Origin of the sequence: Cronobacter universalis NCTC 9529, assembly GCF_001277175.1 — a bacterium.
Classification (GTDB): Bacteria; Pseudomonadota; Gammaproteobacteria; order Enterobacterales; family Enterobacteriaceae; genus Cronobacter; species Cronobacter universalis.
Genome location: NZ_CP012257.1, coordinates 385,183 through 405,388 on the forward strand (window position 1 = coordinate 385,183; position 20,206 = coordinate 405,388).

The following is a 20,206-nucleotide window of genomic DNA, read 5'->3' on the forward strand; positions in this document are numbered from 1 at the left end:
AAGGCGGCGTATATTACGCATTTTTTGCACGAGATGAAAGGCCAAACTTTGAACAATCCGATGCGACAGATCAATGAATCGGCGTCTGTACAGAATCCCCTAATAAATTAAACTTAACAATCATAACGTTAAGCAAAATCGACGAAAAAACGCGCGCGAAAAAAATCCCGGAAATCGTTCTTTTTTTAACGAAACGGCAGGGGAAGAAGCGGGATAAACGGCGATAAATTGTGCGAATTAAGCGATAAAATGCGATCTGGGTCTCGTTATGTCGCTGGTGGATCCTGCGAGGAAGGGCGGAAATGCTGGTTAAAAGGCGGGCGGTCTTTTCCGCCCGCAGTGAATTATTCTACGACGATGCGGCCGTGGAGAGGTTGTACGGGACGATTATTGTCGTGATGCATAACCTGTTTGAATTGATTGAGCTGCTCTGCTGAAAGCGTCAGCGGGTGCTTCATAACAAGCCAGGAGACCCCTTCACTGCAGGGCGGCGTGGTCAGCGAGCCGCTAAAGCGATAGTAGGTCTTGTCTTTCGGCAGCAATCTGTTGATATCAATGGCGGCCTTCAGCGGCTGGCTGGCGTCGGCATGGTCAGGCATCGCCTGCCAGAGTTTCGCGAGTTCGATGTTCGCCGCCCCGGTTTTAAACATCACCGCGACGACCGCAATCTCGCCCGCCGCGTTTTTATGCACCAGATGCATTTCGAGATCGTAGTGTTTGCCGTGGAGCGTGTTTTCGCTCGGCGCATGAAAATGGAGTTGCTGAAGCGCGTACACCGTGCCGTCGATAGTGACGCTATCCTGCGTCGTTGGCGGCATTGTCGCCTGAATGGTATGGCCGTTATTGAGGATCAGCGACGGGCCGTCAATATAGTGCGTATTCAGCGGTACGACATGGGCTTTTAACGTGTTGTCGATATCAATGGGTGACTGGTTCATGCCTTTCTGGCACAGGCTGAAATCCGGGTCCAGCGATCCCCAGTGTTCGGGCGCGCCTTCGCCTTCATAGCTCCAGTGCGACGCCATCGCCAGCGCAGGGAAGAGACTCAGCGCGAGCCAGGCGGAACGAGCAATTTTCGTAGCCATAAACAAATTCTCTGTGTGAATAATAGATGTTTTCTTATTCGCGAAATATATATTTCATACAGTTATTATAAGGTTATAGCGGCGCCGTCAAAAATCAAAACAGTGTATAAAAAAATAAAAAGCGCGGACGATGCCGCGCTTTTTTGTGACGATTGATAGTGCAGTCGTTACTGGTGGGCTTTAACGCTTCAGGCCGGTAATACGGCACCACTCTTCTTTTTCCACGACCGGATCGAGCGTGAACAGCGCTTCATACGCCTCGCATACGCTCTCTGCCTGGCTTGCCAGAATGCCGGAAAGCCCCAGCAATCCGCCCTGTACCGGCAGCACGCTAATCAGCGGCGCCAGTTCGCGCAGCGGGCCTGCGAGAATATTGGCGACCACGACATCGGCCTGCATATCGGCAGGCTGGTTTTCCGGGAGATAAAGCTCCAGGCGCTCCGAGACGCCGTTGCGCTCGGCATTATCGCGGCTCGCCTGAATCGCCTGAGGGTCGATATCCACGCCGATCGCTTTCGCCGCGCCCAGCTTCAGCGCGGCAATCGCCAGAATGCCGGAGCCGCAGCCGAAATCGATAACGGTTTTACCGGTCAGATCCAGCCCGTCCAGCCACTGCAGGCAGAGGGAGGTCGTCGGATGCGTGCCGGTGCCGAACGCCAGGCCTGGATCGAGCATCACGTTAACGGCGTTTTCATCCGGCACGTCGCGCCAGCTCGGGCAGATCCACAGGCGTTCGCCGAAGCGCATCGGGTGGAAGTTGTCCATCCACTCCCGCTCCCAGTCTTTATCTTCCAGCTGCTCGATTTTATGGGCGAAGCCCGCGCCGGGGAGCGGGGCGTTTTCGAGCATGGCGACCACGTCCTGCATGTCCGTTTCCGCGTCAAACAGGCCGATGACGTCCGTATCGCCCCACAGACGCGTTTCACCCGGCAGCGGCTCGAACACCGGCGTGTCGTGGGTGTCCTGGAAGGTTACGGAGACCGCGCCGCTTTCCATCAGCGCATCGCTAATCGCTTCGGCGTTAGCGCCAGTGGTGTTTATTTTCAGTTGGATCCAGGGCATGGCATTACTCATTCATTAACAGAGGAAACAGGCGCGGCCTGCGGAACCGGGCGACCAAAAAGGTTGCCCACCACAAAAGCCAGCAGACTTAGCAGCAGGGACGGCACAATCGGATGAAAGCCGAACAGCTGTATTTTAAACGTGGCCAGTAGCGCGTAAAGCACGCCGCCGACAATCATACCGGACAGCGCGCCTGCCGCGTTGGCGCGCTCCCAGTAAAGACCCAGCACCAGCGGCCAGAGGAACACGGCTTCCAGGCCGCCAAAGGCCAGCAGGTTGAGCCAGATAATCATTTCGGGCGGACGCCACGCGGCCAGCAACAGCAGGACGCTCAGAATTAGCGTAATCAGCGACGACATCCGCTTCAGGCGTTTCTCGTTGTGGATCTCCGCCGGGCGCAGATTCAGCCACAGATCTTTGACGATCGTCGCTGAAGACTGCAACAGCTGCGCGTTGATTGTCGACATAATCGCGGCCATCGGCGCGGCGAGAAAGATCCCGGCGGCGAAAGGCGGCAGGACCGTCACCATCAGCGTCGGGATCACCAGATCAGGGACGTGCAAATCCGGCAGTACCGCGCGGCCCAGCGCGCCGGCGAGATGCATTCCCAGCATCAATATCGCCACGACAATCGTGCCGAGAATAATGCCGCGATGCACCGCTTTGCTGTCTTTATACGAGATACAGCGCACCGCCGTATGCGGCAGGCCAATCACCCCGAAACAGACCAGCACCCAGAACGAGGTCATAAACGTTGGCGACAGAATACCGTCCGCGCCCTGCGGCGACACGAGCTTCGGGTCGATATGCTGAAGCTTATCCACCGCGCCGTGCAGGCCGCCCGCCGCATGGACCACACCCACCAGCAGGACGACAGTGCCGATAAGCATTACCAGGCCCTGCAGCGTGTCGTTAAGCACGCTCGCGCGAAAGCCGCCGAACGCGGTATAGAGCGCAATACTGATGCCGAAAATCAGCAGGCCGGTTTCGTAAGGAATACCCGCCGCCGTCTCCAGCAGGCGCGCGCCGCCGATAAACTGCACCGTCATGGCGCCGATAAACGCCACCAGCAGGCTCAGGCTCGCCAGCCACACCAGCAGGCGGCTCTGAAAGCGCGCGTAGAGCATATCGTTAAGCGTCACGGCGTTATAGCGCCGCGCGAGGATAGCGAATTTTTTACCGAGAATGCCGAGCGACAGCCAGACGGCGGGCAACTGGATCATCGCCAGCAGCACCCAGCCGAGCCCATATTTATACGCGGCGCCCGGCCCGCCGATAAACGAACTGGCGCTGATATAGGTCGCGGTCAGCGTCATCGCCAGCACCACGCCGCCCATTGAGCGGCTGCCGAGGAAATATTCATTCAGGAAATTACCGCTGCCGCGGCGCTTCATCGCATACAGCGACAGGCCAAACACCACCAGCAAATAGGCGACCAGCGGCACTATGACTTCATGCTGCATCGTTATCCTCCAGAGGAATGTCGCGGAAAATCACGCGCACCATCAGCCAACAAAGCAGAATAAACAGCAGCGGCACCAGCAGGCAGGCCATTTCAAACCAGTGCGGCAGGCCGGTGAAGCCCTGTTGCGAATCAGGTAAGTAAGCGGCTACCAACCAGGCGGCGAGATAGAGGAGGGTCAGCCACAGCGCCCAGCGCGCTTCTTTATGGGCCTGAACAAAACGTTTGTCCATTGTCATACCCTGTCAGTGAAGAAAGCGGCGATTGTACCCTGGCACTTCCGGGGAGGCACAAAAAATAAAGGCCAGCAGAGCTGGCCTTGTGCAGGGAAACGGGGCTTATTTCTCTTGCAGGCCCAGTTTCTTCTCCAGATAGTGGATGTTCGTTCCACCGTGCTGGAAGTTTTCATCGTTCATGATGCGGGTCTGCAGATCAACGTTGGTTTTGATGCCGTCGATGATCAGCTCCTGCAGGGCGTTACGCATACGGGCCAGCGCCACGTCGCGGTTTTCGCCATAGCAGATGAGCTTGCCGATCATGGAATCGTAATACGGCGGTACGGTATAACCGGCGTAGATATGCGATTCCCAGCGAACGCCAAAGCCGCCCGGCGCGTGGAAGCGCGTGATTTTACCCGGGCTTGGCAGGAACGTGTTCGGGTCTTCGGCGTTGATACGGCACTCGACCGCATGGCCTTTGACCACGACTTCTTCCTGTTTGATAGAGAGCGGCTGACCGGCAGCGATACGCAGCTGCTCTTTGATAAGGTCAACGCCTGTGATCATCTCGGTCACCGGATGCTCTACCTGAATACGGGTGTTCATCTCGATGAAGTAGAACTCGCCGTTTTCAAACAGGAACTCGAACGTACCCGCGCCGCGGTAGCCGATATCGACACACGCTTTCGCGCAGCGTTCGCCGATGTAGCGGCGCAGTTCCGGGGTAATGCCCGGCGCCGGCGCTTCTTCGACGACTTTCTGGTGACGACGCTGCATGGAGCAGTCGCGTTCTGCCAGATAGATAGCGTTGCCCTGACCATCAGCCAGCACCTGAATTTCGATGTGACGTGGGTTTTCCAGGTACTTCTCCATGTAGACCATATCGTTGTTGAAAGCGGCTTTCGCTTCCGCTTTGGTCATGGAGATGGACTGCGCCAGTTCAGCATCGCTGCGCACGACACGCATACCGCGACCGCCGCCGCCGCCTGACGCTTTGATAATCACCGGATAGCCGATGCGTTTCGCATGGGCGCGGTTCTTATCCATATCGTCGCCCAGCGGGCCGTCGGAGCCTGGTACGGTCGGTACGCCCGCTTTCTTCATAGCGGTGATCGCAGACACTTTATCGCCCATCAGGCGAATCGTGTCGGCTTTCGGGCCGATGAAGATAAAGCCGGATTGCTCAACCTGCTCGGCGAAGTTGGCGTTCTCGGAGAGGAAGCCATAACCCGGGTGAATCGCCACAGCGCCGGTGATTTCGGCGGCCGCGATGATCGCCGGGATGTTCAGATAGCTTTTGACTGACGGCGCCGGACCGATGCACACGGTCTCGTCAGCCAGCAGTACGTGTTTCAGATCGCGGTCCGCGGTGGAATGCACAGCGACGGTCTTGATGCCCAGCTCTTTACAGGCACGAAGAATACGCAGTGCGATTTCGCCGCGGTTAGCGATGACAATTTTATCCAGCATGTTCGCCTCGTTATTCGATGACAACCAGCGGCTCGTCAAATTCAACTGGCTGACCGCTTTCCACCAGGATCGCTTTCACGACGCCCGCTTTGTCGGATTCGATCTGGTTCATCATTTTCATCGCTTCAACGATGCACAGGGTGTCGCCCACGTTGACTTTCTGGCCTACTTCCACAAACGCTTTCGCATCCGGGCTCGGGGTACGATAGAAGGTACCAACCATCGGGGAACGTACGATGTGACCACTGACTTCTGCGGCAGCCGGAGCTTCCATCGCCGGAGCGGCGGCAGGTGCAACAGCGTTGGACAGGGCTTGCGGCTGCTGCTGCATCATCGGCGCGGCATACGCCTGCTGCATCATCGGGAAGCCCGTGTTGGCCGGGGAGCGGCTGATACGTACAGACTCTTCGCCTTCAGAAATTTCCAGTTCAGCGATGCCTGATTCTTCAACCAGCTCGATCAGTTTTTTAATCTTACGAATATCCATGAGTGGGTTCCGTACTCTTGTTTAGTGTGATTGTGACAGGCGTTTGACCGCCGTCTGTAACGCATAGGTATAGCCATCGGCGCCTAATCCGCAGATGACGCCGGCGGCGATATCTGAAAGGTATGAATGATGCCGGAAAGGCTCCCGGGCGTGCACATTGCTCAGGTGGATCTCGATAAACGGGATATTCACCGACAGCAACGCGTCGCGCAGCGCCACGCTGGTATGCGTAAACGCGGCCGGATTGATCAGGATATAGTCAATCTGGTCTTTAGCCTGATGAATTCGGTCGATAAGCGCATATTCAGCGTTGGATTGCAGGTGGTCGAGCGAGACATTCAACTGCTCTGCAACAGCGGCGAGATCGTTAACAATTTGTTCAAGCGTCTGTGTGCCGTACTTCTCCGGCTCACGGGTGCCCAGCATGTTAAGGTTCGGGCCGTTCAAAAGCAAAATGTGAAATTTCTCGGTCATCCTGGCGCTATCTCCTGCCATCTTCCGGTAAATGTCAAAATATACCTTCATCGTCTGGTTGTCACCCGTCGGCGTGTAAAAAGCCGTGGGTGAAAAACCAAAGTCGCACATTATAACGATTTCGTAGCATTTGGCAGCTAAATACTGGTCTTATCAGGGAAGATTATCAACCGCCCGCAGGAAAACGTTATCGGGGAATAACAGAAGTGCGGGAAAACGCACATAAACGCGTCACGTTCGCCACCATTGACGCAGCTTTTTGTAGCGCCATGCCAGCAGAACGATCGCGCCCAGCGCGTAGAGGACAGGCTGCGGCGACAGGATTTTCACTGACCACAGGTAGTGAATCGGCGCGAGGATCGCGACCAGATAGATGCAGTTATGCACCGTTTGCCACCGGCGGCCAAGTTTGCGCTGCGCCGCCTGGAAAGAAGTGAGCGCCAGCGCCAGCAGAATAAGCCAGCTGACAACACCCAGCGTCAGATACGGGCGAGAAACCAGCTCGCTACCCAGCAGCGACAGATTGCTCAGCCCCAGCTCCAGCAGCGAATAGCTCACCAGATGCAGTGTCGCCCACGCAAAACACCACAAACCCAGCAGACGACGGGTGCGGATAAGCAACGGCTGTTTTAACAGGCGGGTCAGCGGCGTCACAAGGAGTGTGGCGAGCAGCAGTTTTAGCGCCATTCTGCCGGTAAAATGCTGAATATCTTTCGCCGGATCGGCGCTGAACAAGCCCTGGCTTGCCGCATAGAAAAGCCACACCAGCGGTAAAAACGCGGCGAGATGCAGCGCCACTTTCAGCCAGGTAATCTGTTTTGCCGTTAAACGCACTCAGAAGTTCTCCCGCAGATCGAGGCCTTTATAGAGCGACACCACCTCGTCGGCGTAGCCGTTAAAGAGCAGCGTCGGCTGGCGCTTCACATCCAGCACGCCGCCCGCGCCAATCACGCGCTCGCTGGCCTGCGACCAGCGAGGATGATCGACGTGCGGGTTGACGTTGGCGTAAAACCCATATTCATCCGGCGCGGCCAGATTCCAGGTGGTCGGCGGGCGCTCGCGGGTCAGCGTAATGCTGACGATCGATTTAATGCCTTTAAAGCCATATTTCCACGGCACGGTGAGACGCACCGGCGCGCCGTTTTGCGGGGGCAGCGCTTTGCCGTAGACGCCGGTCGTCAGCATCGTCAGCGGGTGCATCGCTTCATCGAGACGTAATGCTTCAACATACGGATACTCCAGCCCGCCGCCGATAAAACGGTCTTTCTGGCCGGGCATAATCTCGGGCGCGTAGAGCGTCTTAAAGGCGACATATTTCGCGTTGCTGGTGGGCTCCACCAGCGCGAGCAGTTTATGCAGAGGGAAACCTATCCACGGCACCACCATTGACCAGGCTTCGACGCAGCGCATCCGGTAAATGCGCTCTTCCAGCGGAAATTTTTTGGTGAGGTCGTCGTGATCCAGCGTCAGCGGCTTCGCCACTTCTCCGCCGATTTTCAGCGTCCACGGGTTGGTTTTCAGGACGCCGGCGTTTGCGGCAGGGTCGGCTTTATCCAGCCCAAATTCATAGAAGTTGTTATAACCCGTGACTTTGTCTTCCGGCGTCAGATCGAGCTTCGCCTGATACTGCGCCGGGCGCGTGAAATCAAGCGGCGCGCCAGCGGGGGCTTTGGGCCGGTCATTTCCTTTAAACCAGGAGAGCACATCGGCCTGGGCGGCGGTGGGCAGCGAGAGCGCCGCGGTAGTAATGCCCAGGGCTTTAAGCACCTGACGACGCTGCATAAAGAAAGCCGACTCGGCAGTGACATCGGCTTCGGTTAAACGGCTGACTTTTTTCATGACCGGCTCCGCAAAAACGATTCATAACGCTACCGCTTAATCATGACAGGGCTCAAGTCAGCCTGCGAGTGGAGAGGTTAATTATCTGTAAATAAATTTTAGCTTATCGAATTTTTACCAGCGTCCGGCCCTGCGCGCGATTGCTGATAATGGCCCCGGCGAATTCAGCCGCCTGATCGAGCGTGATTTCAGTCGCGCTCTGCTGATAAAACGAGGCCGGCAGATCGCGCGCCAGGCGCTGCCATGCTTCGAGGCGGCGCGGCGCAGGCGTCATCACGGAATCAACGCCCTGGAGACGCACGTTGCGCAGGATAAAAGGCATGACGGTAGTCGGCAGCGCAAAGCCGCCCGCCAGGCCGCAGGCCGCCACGCAGCCGCCATAGCTCGTCTGCGCCAGCACTTTCGCCAGCACCTTATCGCCAACGGTGTCCACCGCGCCCGCCCACAGCTGTTTCTCCAGCGGGCGGCTTTCTGCAAACTCGTCACGGCCGACAATCCGGCTGGCGCCGAGGCTTTTCAGGTAATCGTGCGTACTTTCGCGACCGGAAACGGCGACAACCTGATATCCCAGGTTATGCAGCAGCGCCACCGCCGTGCTGCCCACGCCGCCGCTCGCGCCGGTAACAAGCACTTCGCCGCTTTCCGGACGCACGCCTGCTTCTTCCAGCGCCATCACGCACAGCATTGCGGTAAAGCCCGCCGTGCCGATAATCATCGCCTGACGACCATCCAGCCCCTGCGGTAACGGCACCAGCCAGTCGCCTTTCACACGCGCCGTTTCGGCAAGGCCGCCCCAGTGGTTTTCACCCACGCCCCAGCCGGTCAGAAGGACCTGCTGGCCCGGCGTAAAGCGCGCGTCAGCGCTGTCGCGCACGACCCCCGCGAAATCGATCCCCGGCACCATCGGAAATTCGCGAATGATTTTGCCTTTGCCGGTAATCGCCAGCGCGTCTTTATAGTTCAGGCTCGACCAGTCGATATCGACCGTGACTTCTGCCTGCGGCAGCATCGCTTCTTCTATAGATTTCACGCAGGCCAGCGTTTTGCCGTCCTGCTGTTCGAGAAGTAAAGCCTGCATGTTAACGCTCCTTAAAAACGACTTAAGTGGGAAAATCATTACTGAGGACTATACTCGCATATTGAAACGTTATGCCGATTTGCCGCAATAAAACTGCATAGCCGCTCAACCATTTCTGGTAGTATGCGCGGTTCGATATTCAAAGTTAGTACTCACTTTCCACCTGTCCATTAGCGTGAAGAACCGAAAGGCGGTTCCCCCGCGTGACATCCAACCACGGAGTTAACACAAGGATGCGCTTAACGACGAAATTCTCCGCCTTTGTCACGCTGCTGGTCGGTATGGCGATGCTGGTGACGCTGCTTGGCTGTTCACTGAGCTTTTTTAACGCTATTCAGCATAAAGTGACGCAGCGCGTCGCGTCAGTCGCGTCCGTGGTGGATAACGAACTGGTTTTTCAGTCGCCCCAGATGATGCAGCACCGCCTGGATGAAATGATGGTGCCTCTGGATATCGTGCTGATTGAGTTTGAAATGGGCGGTAAAGTCGTTTTCAGTCACGCGAGACCTGAAAGCTATCGTGAATCGACCTTTCAGACCCGCGCCCGTCACCTTTCAGTCCCCCTCATTAAACACCCAGGCATGACGCTGCGTTTAACCTGGCAGGATCCGCTGGCGAACTATTATCGCTCCCTGCTGACCACCGCGCCGTTGACGCTGGCATTCGCGCTGATGGTCGTCCTCATTTATATCTCCGTGCGCTGGATAAAACGCCAGCTCGCAGGGCAGGAACTGCTGGAAAGCCGTGCGGTGCGCATCCTCAACGGCGAGCGCGGCGCCAACGCGCGCGGCAATATTCACGAATGGCCCACCCATGCCAGCAGCGCGCTGGATGTGTTACTGACCGAATTACAGCGCGCCGGAGAACAGCGCAGCCGTATGGATACGCTGATCCGCGCCTTCGCAGCCCAGGACGCCAAAACCGGGCTGAGTAACCGCATCTTCTTTGATAACCAGCTGGCGACGCTGCTGGAAGAGCAGGAGAAAGTCGTGACGCACGGCGTGGTGATGATGATCCGCCTGCCGGATTTCGACATGCTGCGCGATAGCTGGGGCAAAACCGCCGTTGAAGAGTATCTTTTCACGCTTATCAACATGCTCTCTACCTTTATCATGCGTTATCCCGGCGCCCTGCTGGCCCGCTATTTCCGCAGCGATTTTGCCGTACTGCTGCCGCACCGCACGCTAAAAGAAGCCGACAGCATCGCCAGCCAGTTGCTTAACGCCGTCGGTACGCTGCCGCCAACCCGGATGCTGGACAGCAGCGATATGCTGCATATCGGCATCTGCGCCTGGCGCAGCGGGCAAACGACCGAACAGGTGATGGAGCATGCCGAAGTGGCTGCCCGCAACGCGGTATTGCAGGGGGGCAACGGCTGGGCGGTTTATGACAGCTCGCTGCCGGAAAAAGGGCGCGGCAATGTGCGCTGGCGCACCCTGATTGAAAACGCGCTGCAGCGCGGCGGCCCGCGCTTTTATCAAAAGCCTGCCGTATTGCGCGACGGCTATGTCCATCACCGCGAACTCTTGTGCCGAATCTTTGACGGCGAAGAAGAGGTGCTGGCGGCGGAGTATATGCCGATGGTGCAGCAGTTTGGTCTGGCCGAACAGTACGACCGTCAGCTGATTACCCGCATCCTGCCTTTTCTGCGTTTCTGGCCTGACGAAACCCTGGCGCTGCCGGTCACAGTCGAGTCGCTGATCCGCCCGCCGTTTCAGCGCTGGCTGCGCGACACATTGATGCAATGCGAAAAATCGCATCGAAAACGCATTCTTTTTGAACTTGCCGAGGCAGATGTTTGTCAACATCTCAGCCGTTTACAACCGGTTGTGCGTTTAATCAGGGCGCTTGGGCTTCGCATCGCGGTGGTTCAGGCGGGATTGACGGTGGTCGGCACGGCCTGGATCAAAGCGCTGGATGTCGAAATCATCAAGCTGCATCCGGGTCTGGTGCGGGATATCAACAAGCGCACCGAAAACCAGCTTTTTGTACAGAGTCTGGTGGAGGCGTGCAACGGAACGCAGACGCGGGTTTTTGCCGCCGGCGTCAGAACCAAAAGTGAATGGCAGACGCTGGTCGAGCGTGGCGTGACGGGAGGTCAGGGCGATTTTTTTGCGGCCTCGCAACCTCTCGATACTCATGTGAAAAAATATTCGCAAAGATACTCGGTTTGACCTGCCGTTTAACTTGTTTTCACGTAGAATAACGCGCGCTGCATCTTAAGGGGGCGCATGCCTGCCGGCCAGAGTGTCGCAGCATATTGACGCAGGCTTTAACTCTTCACGTATAAGACGTCGTCGGGCCAGCAACGCTCGCGAAATCGCCAGCCGGAAAGGCCGGGGCGGCGACGGTTTAACAGAAGAAAAGCCGCACTATTTTTCACCGATGCAGAACATTTTTTGCGCCTTGTCGCTGCTTCGTGTGGTTGGTAAAGTAAGCGGATTTTGTTTTCCGCCCCAGCTTTCAGGATTATCCCTTAGTATGTTTAAAAAATTTCGTGGCATGTTTTCCAATGACCTGTCCATTGACCTGGGTACCGCGAATACCCTTATCTATGTAAAAGGGCAAGGCATCGTACTGAATGAGCCTTCCGTGGTCGCCATTCGCCAGGATCGTGCCGGCTCGCCGAAGAGCGTCGCAGCCGTAGGTCATGAAGCGAAGCAGATGCTTGGCCGTACGCCGGGCAATATCGCCGCTATCCGCCCGATGAAAGATGGCGTGATCGCCGATTTCTTTGTCACGGAAAAAATGCTCCAGCACTTCATCAAGCAAGTGCACAGCAACAGCTTTATGCGCCCGAGCCCGCGTGTACTGGTGTGTGTGCCGGTCGGCGCTACCCAAGTTGAACGCCGCGCCATCCGCGAATCCGCACAGGGCGCAGGCGCCCGCGAAGTTTTCCTGATTGAAGAGCCGATGGCGGCCGCGATTGGCGCGGGCCTGCCAGTGTCTGAAGCGACCGGTTCGATGGTGGTGGATATCGGTGGCGGTACGACCGAAGTGGCGGTGATCTCCCTGAACGGCGTGGTGTACTCCTCCTCCGTGCGTATCGGCGGCGACCGTTTTGACGAAGCCATCATTAATTATGTACGCCGTAACTACGGCTCGCTTATCGGTGAAGCCACCGCTGAGCGTATTAAACATGAGATCGGCTCCGCCTATCCGGGTGACGAAGTGCGCGAAATCGAAGTTCGCGGCCGTAACCTGGCAGAGGGCGTACCGCGCGGTTTCACTCTGAACTCCAACGAAATTCTCGAAGCGCTGCAGGAACCGCTGACCGGTATCGTCAGCGCCGTTATGGTCGCGCTGGAACAGTGCCCGCCAGAACTGGCTTCCGACATCTCCGAGCGCGGCATGGTACTGACCGGCGGCGGCGCGCTGCTGCGTAACCTTGACCGTTTGCTGATGGAAGAGACCGGCATTCCGGTCGTGGTGGCGGAAGATCCGCTCACTTGCGTGGCCCGGGGCGGCGGCAAGGCGCTGGAAATGATCGACATGCACGGCGGCGACCTGTTCAGCGAAGAGTAACAGCCGCAGGAAAGGGCAACTCAGGTTGCCCTTCTTGTTGGTTTGGGAATACGCATAGCCTATGAAGCCAATTTTTAGCCGTGGCCCGTCGCTACAGATTCGCCTTATTCTGGCGGTGCTGGTGGCGCTTGGTGTCATCATCGCCGACAGCCGCCTCGGTACGTTCAGCCAGATCCGGACGTACATGGACACCGCCGTCAGTCCTTTCTACTTTATCTCCAACGGTCCACGAGAATTACTCGACAGCGTCTCGCAAACGCTGGCGTCCCGCGATCAGCTTGAGCTGGAAAACCGGGCGCTGCGCCAAGAGCTGCTGCTGAAAAACAGCGAAATTCTGATGCTTGGGCAGTACAAGCAGGAAAACGCGCGTCTGCGCGAACTGCTCGGCTCGCCGCTGCGTCAGGACGAACAGAAAATGGTCACGCAGGTGATCTCGACCGTTAACGATCCGTACAGCGATCAGGTCGTGATTGATAAAGGCAGCGTCAACGGGGTTTATGAAGGCCAGCCGGTGATCAGCGATAAAGGCGTGGTCGGTCAGGTCGTCGCCGTGGCGAAGCTGACCAGCCGCGTGCTGCTTATCTGCGACGCGACTCATGCGCTGCCTATCCAGGTGCTGCGTAACGATATCCGCGTGATTGCCGCCGGTAGCGGCTGCACTGACGATTTACAGCTGGAGCACCTGCCGGCGAATACCGACATTCGCGTCGGCGACGTGCTGGTGACCTCCGGTCTCGGCGGCCGTTTCCCGGAAGGGTATCCGGTTGGCGTGGTGTCGTCCGTGAAGCTCGACACCCAGCGCGCGTATACCGTCATCCAGGCGCGTCCGACGGCGGGTCTGCAACGTCTGCGCTATCTGCTGCTGCTCTGGGGCGCCGATCGCGAAGGCGCGAACCCGATGACGCCGGAAGAAGTGCATCGCGTGGCGAACGAACGCCTGATGCAGATGATGCCGCAGGTGCTGCCATCGCCGGATGCCATGGGGCCGCCAGCGCCTGCTGCGCCCAATGCCAGTACCTCCACGGCAGCGCCGTCTGACGCCGCGTCTCCCGCACGGGGAGGACAGTAGTGGCGAGCTATCGTAGTCAGGGGCGCTGGGTTATCTGGCTCTCCTTTTTAATCGCGCTGCTGTTGCAGATCATGCCCTGGCCGGATGCGATTATCGTCTTCCGGCCTAACTGGGTTCTGCTGATTCTGCTCTACTGGATCCTCGCGCTGCCGCATCGCGTAAATGTCGGTACGGGTTTTGTGATGGGTGCCATACTGGATCTTATCAGCGGCTCTACGCTTGGGGTTCGCGCCCTTTCACTGAGTATTATCGCCTATCTGGTCGCGCTGAAATTCCAGCTTTTCCGCAATCTGGCGCTCTGGCAACAGGCGCTGGTCGTGATGCTGTTGTCGCTGGCCGCGGATATTATCGTCTTCTGGGCGGAATTCCTGGTTATCGATGTCGCTTTCCGGCCGGAAGTCTTCTGGAGCAGCGTCGTCAATGGCGTGCTCTGGCCGTGGATATTCCTGCTGATGCGCAAAGTACGCCAACAGTTTGCTGTACAATAAAGGACAGATATGACAGATCTTTATCTCGCCTCGGGCTCGCCGCGTCGTCAGGAGCTGCTGGGAATGCTGGGCGTTACGTTTGAACGTCTGGTGCCGGGCGTGGAGGAGCAGCGCGCTCCACAGGAAGCGCCGCAGGATTATGTCACCCGTCTGGCCCGCGACAAAGCCCGCGCAGGCGTGGCGCTGGCCGCGCGCGATCTCCCGGTGCTTGGCGCGGACACTATCGTTGTGCTGGATGGCGACGTGCTGGAAAAACCGCGCGACGCCGCCCATGCGGCGGAGATGTTGCGCAGACTCTCGGGGCAAACGCACGAGGTAATGACCGCCGTTGCGCTGGCCGATAAACAGCGCGTGCGCGAGCGTCTGGTCATTACCCGCGTGACGTTCAGAGCGCTGACGGCGCAGGACATCGCCGCGTATGTTGAAAGCGGCGAGCCGATGGATAAAGCGGGCGCCTATGGCATTCAGGGGCTGGGCGGCTGTTTTGTCAGACGTATTGAGGGAAGCTACCACGCCGTGGTAGGCCTTCCGCTGGTAGAAACCTGGGAATTGCTGAGCGAATTCAACTCACTGCGTGAGGGATAAACAAGATGACGGCTGAATTGTTGGTTAACGTTACCCCGTCGGAAACCCGGGTGGCGTACATTGATGGCGGGATTTTGCAGGAAATTCACATCGAACGTGAAGCGCGCCGCGGGATAGTAGGCAATATCTACAAAGGTCGGGTCAGTCGCGTTCTTCCGGGAATGCAGGCGGCATTTGTAGATATTGGCCTCGATAAAGCCGCGTTTCTTCACGCCTCCGACATCATGCCGCACACCGAATGCGTGGCGGGCGACGAACAGAAAAACTTCACCGTCCGCGATATCTCCGAGCTGGTGCGCCAGGGGCAGGATCTTATGGTGCAGGTGGTGAAAGATCCGCTCGGCACCAAAGGCGCGCGCCTCACGACCGACATCACGCTGCCTTCGCGCTATCTGGTCTTTATGCCTGGCGCCTCGCATGTGGGCGTCTCCCAGCGTATTGAAAGCGAAACCGAGCGCGAGCGTCTGAAACGCATCGTGGCGGATTACTGCGACGAGCAGGGCGGTTTTATCATTCGTACCGCCGCCGAAGGGGTTTGCGAGGAGGATTTATCCTCCGACGCCGCCTATCTGAAACGCGTCTGGACGAAAGTGATGGAGCGTAAAAAGCGCCATCAGACGCGCTACCAGCTTTACGGTGAACTGGCCCTGGCCCAGCGCGTGCTGCGCGATTTCGCTGTCGCCCAGCTTGATCGCATCCGCGTCGATTCCCGCCTGACTTATGAAATGCTGCTGGAATTTACGGCGGAGTATATGCCGGAGATGAACAGCAAGCTTGAGCACTACAGCGGCCGTCAGCCGATTTTCGATCTCTATGACGTCGAGAATGAAATCCAGCGCGCGCTGGAGCGCAAAGTGGAGCTGAAATCCGGCGGCTATCTGATCATCGATCAGACCGAGGCGATGACGACGATTGATATCAACACCGGCGCGTTTGTCGGCCACCGCAATCTCGACGACACCATTTTCAATACCAACATTGAAGCGACGCAGGCGATCGCCCGCCAGCTGCGCCTGCGCAACCTGGGCGGCATTATCATCATCGACTTTATCGATATGAGTAATGAAGATCACCGCCGCCGCGTGCTGCATTCGCTTGAGCAGGCGCTGAGCAAGGATCGCGTGAAGACCAGCATTAACGGCTTCTCGCAGCTCGGCCTGGTGGAGATGACCCGTAAACGCACCCGAGAAAGTATTGAACATGTGCTGTGTAATGACTGTCCTACCTGTCATGGCCGCGGCACCGTCAAAACGGTAGAAACCGTCTGCTACGAAATCATGCGCGAAATCGTGCGCGTGCATCATGCTTACGACTCTGACCGCTTCCTGGTGTACGCGTCGCCTGCCGTGGCCGAAGCGCTGAAAAGCGACGAATCCCATGCGCTGGCCGAGGTGGAGATTTTCGTCGGCAAACAGGTTAAGGTGCAAATTGAACCGCTCTACAATCAGGAGCAGTTCGACGTGGTTATGATGTAGCGCACAGCGGTCGACTGTGCGAGTGAAGGTACCGCCGCGGCGGCTGACAAGGAGAGAAGGGTGAGGCGACTGCCGGGCATTTTGCTACTCACAGGCGCAACGCTGATTGTTATCGTCGCACTGATGGTGAGTGGACTGCGGCTCGCGCTGCCTCATCTCAACACCTGGCGCCCCGCGCTGCTGGAAAAAATTTCCAGCGCGACCGGCGTTCCGGTGCGGGCAAGCCATCTCGAAGCCGCCTGGCAGACGTTCGGGCCGACGCTTGAGGTACGCGACATCAACGCGCAGCTCAGCGACGGCGGCAGCTTCTCGGTTAAACGCGTCACGCTCGCGCTGGATGTCTGGCAAAGCCTGCTCCATTTTCGCTGGCAGTTCCGCGATCTCACCTTTTATCAGCTCCAGGTACGCACCAACACGCCCATTAAGCAGAGCGAAGGCGGTAACCCGCTGGAAGGCAACAAACTCAGCGATCTCTTCTTCCGCCAGTTCGATCACTTCGATCTGCGCGACAGCACGCTCAGCTTCATTACGATCTCCGGCCAGCGCGCCGAACTCGCCGTTCCGCAGTTGACCTGGCTCAACGGGAAAAACCGCCACCGCGCCGAAGGCCAGGTGAGCCTCTCCAGCCTTACCGGCCAGCACGGCGTGATGCAGGTGCGCATGGATCTGCGCGACGACAACGGCCTGCTGAATCGCGGTACGGTCTGGATGCAGGCGGACGACGTGGATGTCAAACCCTGGCTGGGTCAGTGGATGAAAGACAATGTCGATCTCACCAGCGCGCAGTTCAGCCTCGAAGCGTGGATGACGCTACGCGACGGCGAAGTGGCGGGCGGCGATATCTGGCTGAAGCAGGGCGGAACGACCTGGCGCGGCGAGGATCGCAGCCACCGTCTCTCGGTTGATAACCTTACCGCGCATATCCGCCACACCGACGACGCCTGGCAGGTCGATATCCCGCAGACGCGGGTGACTGTCGATGATAAACCCTGGCCCGCGGGCTCGCTGAATCTGGCCTGGCTTGCCGATCAACCCGTCGACGGCGACAAAGTGCGGCGCAGCGATGAACTGCGCGTGCGCGCCAGCAACCTTGAACTGAGCGGGCTGGAAGGTTTTTTACCGCTCGCAACAAAGCTTGCGCCGTCGCTTGGCGACGTGTGGGGCAGCACGCGCCCGAAAGGGAAAATCGACGCGCTGGCGCTTGATATCCCGCTTCAGGCGACTGACAAAACCCGTTTTCTGGCCCGCTGGAGCGATCTCTCCTGGCAGCAGTGGAAACTTCTGCCGGGCGCGGAGCATTTCTCCGGCTCAGTTTCCGGCACGCTGGAGCATGGTCAGGCGGCGGTCAATATGACTGACGCCCGGATGCCGTATCAGAGCGTATTTCGCGCGCCGCTGGAGATTGCGCGCGGCGAGGCGACGTTCGACTGGCGCAAGAATGCGCAAGGCTTCACGCTTGCAGGCAAAAATCTCGACGTACAGGCGCATTCCCTGTGGGCGCGCGGCGATTTTCGTTACCAGCAGCCGAAGGACGGGCAACCCTGGCTGGAAATACTGGCAGGCATTCAGACGACGGATGCCGCGCAGGCCTGGCGCTACTTCCCGGAAAACCTGATGGGTAAAGCGCTTGTCGATTACCTGAGCGGCGCGATTCAGGGCGGTCAGGTGGAGAACGCCACGCTGGTCTATGTCGGCAACCCGCAGCATTTCCCGTATAAACGAAACGACGGCCAGTTTGAAGTCTATGTGCCGCTGCGCAACGCCACTTATGCGTTCCAGCCGGACTGGCCCGCGCTGAAAGATTTCGCCATTAATCTCGATTTCCGCAACGACGGACTGTGGATGGCCGCGCCGCAGGTGATGCTTGGCGGCGTCACGGGTAAAAACCTGACGGCCGTTATCCCGGACTACTCGCAGGAAAAACTCTTTATCGATGCCGATATCGCCGGGCCGGGTCACGCGGTCGGGCCATACTTTAAAGATACGCCGCTGGCGGATTCGCTGGGCACGACGCTTGATGAGCTCCAGCTCGACGGCGATGTGAATGCTCGCTTACATCTCGACATTCCGCTGGATGGCGCCATGACGACCGCCGAAGGTGACGTCTGGCTGCGCAACAATTCGCTGTTTGTGAAGCCGCTGAACAGCACGCTGCATAACCTGAACGGCAAATTCAGCTTCGTGAACGGCAATTTGCAAAGCGAACCGTTAACGGCCACCTGGTTTAACCAGCCGCTGAATGTCGACTTCTCCACCCGTGAAGAAAAGAAAGCTTACCAGGTGGAAGTGAATATGAACGGCGACTGGCAGCCCACCCGCACCGGGCTGCTGCCGAAGCCGATGAACGACGCGCTTAGCGGCAGCATTCCCTGGAATGGCAAAGTAGCGATTTCGCTGCCTTATCATGCTGGCGTAAATTATCAGGTCGACATCACCGGCGATCTAAAGAATGTAAGCAGCCACTTACCTGAACCGATCGAGAAGCCCGCGGGTAAAGCGCTGCCCTTTAAAGTCCGCGCGAAAGGTGATTTGAAAAGCTTTGACGTGACCGGCAACGCCGGGGCGGAAAACCATTTCAACAGCCGCTGGCTGCTGGGCCGCAAGCTGACGCTGGATCGGGCTATCTGGGCGACCGACAGCCGCACCACGCCGCCGCTGCCGGAAAATCGCGGCGTCGAACTGAATCTGCCGGCGATGGACGGCGCGCAGTGGCTGGCGCTCTTTAACCAGGGCGCGGCGCAGAAGGTGAGCAGCACGACGCTGTTCCCGGAAGCCATAACGCTGCGCACCCCGGCGCTGACCTTTGGCGGCCAGCGCTGGAATAACCTCAGCATCATGACGACGCCGCAGGCGGGCGGTACGGAAGTTTCCGCCCAGGGCCGTGAAATCAACGGTCGCCTGTTGATGCGCGACGGCGCGCCCTGGCAGGCGAATATCGATTATCTCTATTACAACCCGAGCCACGCGGATGAAGCGGCGTCGGTCTTGACCGGCGCGTCCGGGCAAAAAACGCAGGCCGTGGATTTCAGCGGCTGGCCGAATCTGGCGCTGCGCTGCGCCGAGTGTTGGTTGTGGGGGCAGAAATATGGTCGTATCGACGGCGATTTCACCATCAACGGCGATACTCTGTCGCTCCAGAACGGCCTGCTGGATACCGGCTTCGCGCGTCTGACCATGCAGGGCGAATGGGTCAACCGGCAGGATGCGATGCGCACATCGGTGAAAGGCGTCCTGAAGGGCAAACAGCTGGATGCGGCGACCAGTTTCTTCGGCGTGAAAACCCCGCTCCAGGGCTCGTCGTTTAATGTCGATTACGATCTCCACTGGCGCGACGCGCCATGGAAACCCGATGAAGCGTCGTTAAGCGGCGTACTGCATACCCGCCTCGGTAAAGGGCAAATCGCCGATCTCGGCACCGGCCACGCCGGGCAACTGCTGCGCCTGCTCAGCTTCGACGCGCTGCTGCGCAAGCTACGCTTTGACTTCAGCGATACCTTCGGCGAAGGTTTTTATTACGATTCGATTCGCAGTACGGTCTGGATCAAAGACGGCATCATGCACACCGAAGATACGCTGGTGGATGGCCTGGAAGCGGATATCGCCATGAAAGGCTCCGTTAACCTGCCCGCCCGGACGCTGGATATGGAAGCGGTCGTGGCGCCGGAGATTTCCGCGACGGTCGGCGTGGCGGCGGCGTTCGCCGTGAACCCGATCGTCGGCGCGGCGGTGTTTGCCGCCAGCAAAGTGCTTGGCCCGCTGTGGAATAAAATCTCCGTGCTGCGCTATCACATCACCGGGCCTGTCGATAAGCCGCAAATCAACGAAGTGATGCGCCAGCCGCGTGCGCAAGCGGCGCAATGATTTGACGCCGCGGCGGAATTACCGCAAG

At 58.2% G+C, this 20,206-nt stretch carries 17 protein-coding genes; 7 read left to right on the plus strand and 10 right to left on the minus strand.

Translation table 11 applies throughout. From position 1 onward, the window contains the following. Positions 1–344: 344 nt before the first annotated feature. The 10 genes from AFK65_RS01785 to acuI all read right to left on the minus strand — a co-directional run bounded on the left by AFK65_RS01785 (position 345) and on the right by acuI (position 9,175). The gene (locus AFK65_RS01785) at positions 345–1,085 is read right to left on the minus strand and encodes a carbonic anhydrase (RefSeq protein WP_007704789.1); all 741 of its coding nucleotides are present in this window, start codon (positions 1,083–1,085) and stop codon (positions 345–347) included. Positions 1,086–1,265: 180 nt separating this feature from the next. Further along, on the minus strand, positions 1,266–2,147 hold the full coding sequence (gene prmA / locus AFK65_RS01790; protein WP_007704794.1) for a 50S ribosomal protein L11 methyltransferase: 882 nt from the start codon (positions 2,145–2,147) through the stop codon (positions 1,266–1,268). Positions 2,148–2,155: 8 nt separating this feature from the next. Further along, positions 2,156–3,610 carry a sodium/pantothenate symporter gene (gene panF, locus AFK65_RS01795; RefSeq protein WP_007704797.1) on the minus strand — a complete coding sequence of 485 codons (1,455 nt, stop codon included), beginning with the start codon at positions 3,608–3,610 and terminating at the stop codon, positions 2,156–2,158. Then, the gene (locus AFK65_RS01800; RefSeq protein ID WP_004387843.1) at positions 3,600–3,842 is read right to left on the minus strand and encodes a YhdT family protein; all 243 of its coding nucleotides are present in this window, start codon (positions 3,840–3,842) and stop codon (positions 3,600–3,602) included. Before AFK65_RS01800 ends, panF begins: the two co-directional genes overlap by 11 nt. 105 nt (positions 3,843–3,947) lie before the next feature. Then, positions 3,948–5,297, minus strand: a complete 1,350-nt coding sequence (gene accC / locus AFK65_RS01805) for an acetyl-CoA carboxylase biotin carboxylase subunit (protein WP_007704799.1) — start codon at positions 5,295–5,297, stop codon at positions 3,948–3,950. A gap of 10 nt (positions 5,298–5,307) precedes the next feature. Beyond that, positions 5,308–5,784: an acetyl-CoA carboxylase biotin carboxyl carrier protein gene (gene accB, locus AFK65_RS01810; RefSeq protein WP_007704801.1), complete on the minus strand. Its 477-nt coding sequence runs from the start codon at positions 5,782–5,784 to the stop codon at positions 5,308–5,310. A gap of 21 nt (positions 5,785–5,805) precedes the next feature. Beyond that, positions 5,806–6,258, minus strand: coding sequence for a type II 3-dehydroquinate dehydratase (gene aroQ, locus AFK65_RS01815; RefSeq protein ID WP_032805147.1), 453 nt, complete (start codon positions 6,256–6,258; stop codon positions 5,806–5,808). Between the two features lie 231 nt (positions 6,259–6,489). Next, positions 6,490–7,092, minus strand: a complete 603-nt coding sequence (gene msrQ / locus AFK65_RS01820; protein ID WP_007704805.1) for a protein-methionine-sulfoxide reductase heme-binding subunit MsrQ — start codon at positions 7,090–7,092, stop codon at positions 6,490–6,492. Next, positions 7,093–8,097, minus strand: coding sequence for a protein-methionine-sulfoxide reductase catalytic subunit MsrP (gene msrP / locus AFK65_RS01825; protein WP_007704806.1), 1,005 nt, complete (start codon positions 8,095–8,097; stop codon positions 7,093–7,095). Positions 8,098–8,200: 103 nt separating this feature from the next. Next, positions 8,201–9,175, minus strand: coding sequence for an acrylyl-CoA reductase (NADPH) (gene acuI, locus AFK65_RS01830; protein WP_038858234.1), 975 nt, complete (start codon positions 9,173–9,175; stop codon positions 8,201–8,203). A 233-nt stretch (positions 9,176–9,408) separates the two neighbouring features. On the opposite strand from acuI, the gene csrD reads away from it, so the two are divergent. The 7 genes from csrD (at position 9,409) to yhdP (ending at position 20,178) form a co-directional block, all read left to right on the plus strand. Next, on the plus strand, positions 9,409–11,349 hold the full coding sequence (gene csrD, locus AFK65_RS01835) for an RNase E specificity factor CsrD (protein WP_038858233.1): 1,941 nt from the start codon (positions 9,409–9,411) through the stop codon (positions 11,347–11,349). A gap of 307 nt (positions 11,350–11,656) precedes the next feature. Continuing rightward, on the plus strand, positions 11,657–12,700 hold the full coding sequence (mreB, locus tag AFK65_RS01840) for a rod shape-determining protein MreB (RefSeq protein ID WP_004385136.1): 1,044 nt from the start codon (positions 11,657–11,659) through the stop codon (positions 12,698–12,700). Between the two features lie 61 nt (positions 12,701–12,761). Then, entirely contained in the window at positions 12,762–13,769 is a 1,008-nt protein-coding gene (mreC, locus tag AFK65_RS01845; RefSeq protein WP_007704829.1) for a rod shape-determining protein MreC, read from the plus strand. Beyond that, entirely contained in the window at positions 13,769–14,257 is a 489-nt protein-coding gene (gene mreD / locus AFK65_RS01850) for a rod shape-determining protein MreD (protein ID WP_004385134.1), read from the plus strand. The genes mreC and mreD overlap by 1 nt, the downstream gene beginning before the upstream one ends. A 9-nt stretch (positions 14,258–14,266) precedes the next feature. Then, positions 14,267–14,842 carry a Maf family protein gene (locus AFK65_RS01855; protein WP_007704833.1) on the plus strand — a complete coding sequence of 192 codons (576 nt, stop codon included), beginning with the start codon at positions 14,267–14,269 and terminating at the stop codon, positions 14,840–14,842. Between the two features lie 5 nt (positions 14,843–14,847). After that, positions 14,848–16,317: a ribonuclease G gene (gene rng / locus AFK65_RS01860; protein WP_038858231.1), complete on the plus strand. Its 1,470-nt coding sequence runs from the start codon at positions 14,848–14,850 to the stop codon at positions 16,315–16,317. A 60-nt stretch (positions 16,318–16,377) separates the two neighbouring features. After that, positions 16,378–20,178, plus strand: coding sequence for an AsmA2 domain-containing protein YhdP (gene yhdP, locus AFK65_RS01865; RefSeq protein WP_038858229.1), 3,801 nt, complete (start codon positions 16,378–16,380; stop codon positions 20,176–20,178). Positions 20,179–20,206 lie beyond the last annotated feature (28 nt).

Bases quoted from the DNA above. Each gene is read 5' to 3' on its own strand.
- csrD (WP_038858233.1), top strand. From the start codon at position 9,409: ATGCGCTTAACGACGAAATTCTCCGCCTTTGTCACGCTGCTGGTCGGT.
- AFK65_RS01785 (WP_007704789.1), bottom strand. From the start codon at position 1,085: ATGGCTACGAAAATTGCTCGTTCCGCCTGGCTCGCGCTGAGTCTCTTC.
- rng (WP_038858231.1), top strand. From the start codon at position 14,848: ATGACGGCTGAATTGTTGGTTAACGTTACCCCGTCGGAAACCCGGGTG.
- accB (WP_007704801.1), bottom strand. From the start codon at position 5,784: ATGGATATTCGTAAGATTAAAAAACTGATCGAGCTGGTTGAAGAATCA.
- AFK65_RS01800 (WP_004387843.1), bottom strand. From the start codon at position 3,842: ATGGACAAACGTTTTGTTCAGGCCCATAAAGAAGCGCGCTGGGCGCTG.
- panF (WP_007704797.1), bottom strand. From the start codon at position 3,610: ATGCAGCATGAAGTCATAGTGCCGCTGGTCGCCTATTTGCTGGTGGTG.
- mreB (WP_004385136.1), top strand. From the start codon at position 11,657: ATGTTTAAAAAATTTCGTGGCATGTTTTCCAATGACCTGTCCATTGAC.
- AFK65_RS01855 (WP_007704833.1), top strand. From the start codon at position 14,267: ATGACAGATCTTTATCTCGCCTCGGGCTCGCCGCGTCGTCAGGAGCTG.
- mreC (WP_007704829.1), top strand. From the start codon at position 12,762: ATGAAGCCAATTTTTAGCCGTGGCCCGTCGCTACAGATTCGCCTTATT.
- prmA (WP_007704794.1), bottom strand. From the start codon at position 2,147: ATGCCCTGGATCCAACTGAAAATAAACACCACTGGCGCTAACGCCGAA.
- acuI (WP_038858234.1), bottom strand. From the start codon at position 9,175: ATGCAGGCTTTACTTCTCGAACAGCAGGACGGCAAAACGCTGGCCTGC.
- aroQ (WP_032805147.1), bottom strand. From the start codon at position 6,258: ATGACCGAGAAATTTCACATTTTGCTTTTGAACGGCCCGAACCTTAAC.
- msrP (WP_007704806.1), bottom strand. From the start codon at position 8,097: ATGAAAAAAGTCAGCCGTTTAACCGAAGCCGATGTCACTGCCGAGTCG.
- accC (WP_007704799.1), bottom strand. From the start codon at position 5,297: ATGCTGGATAAAATTGTCATCGCTAACCGCGGCGAAATCGCACTGCGT.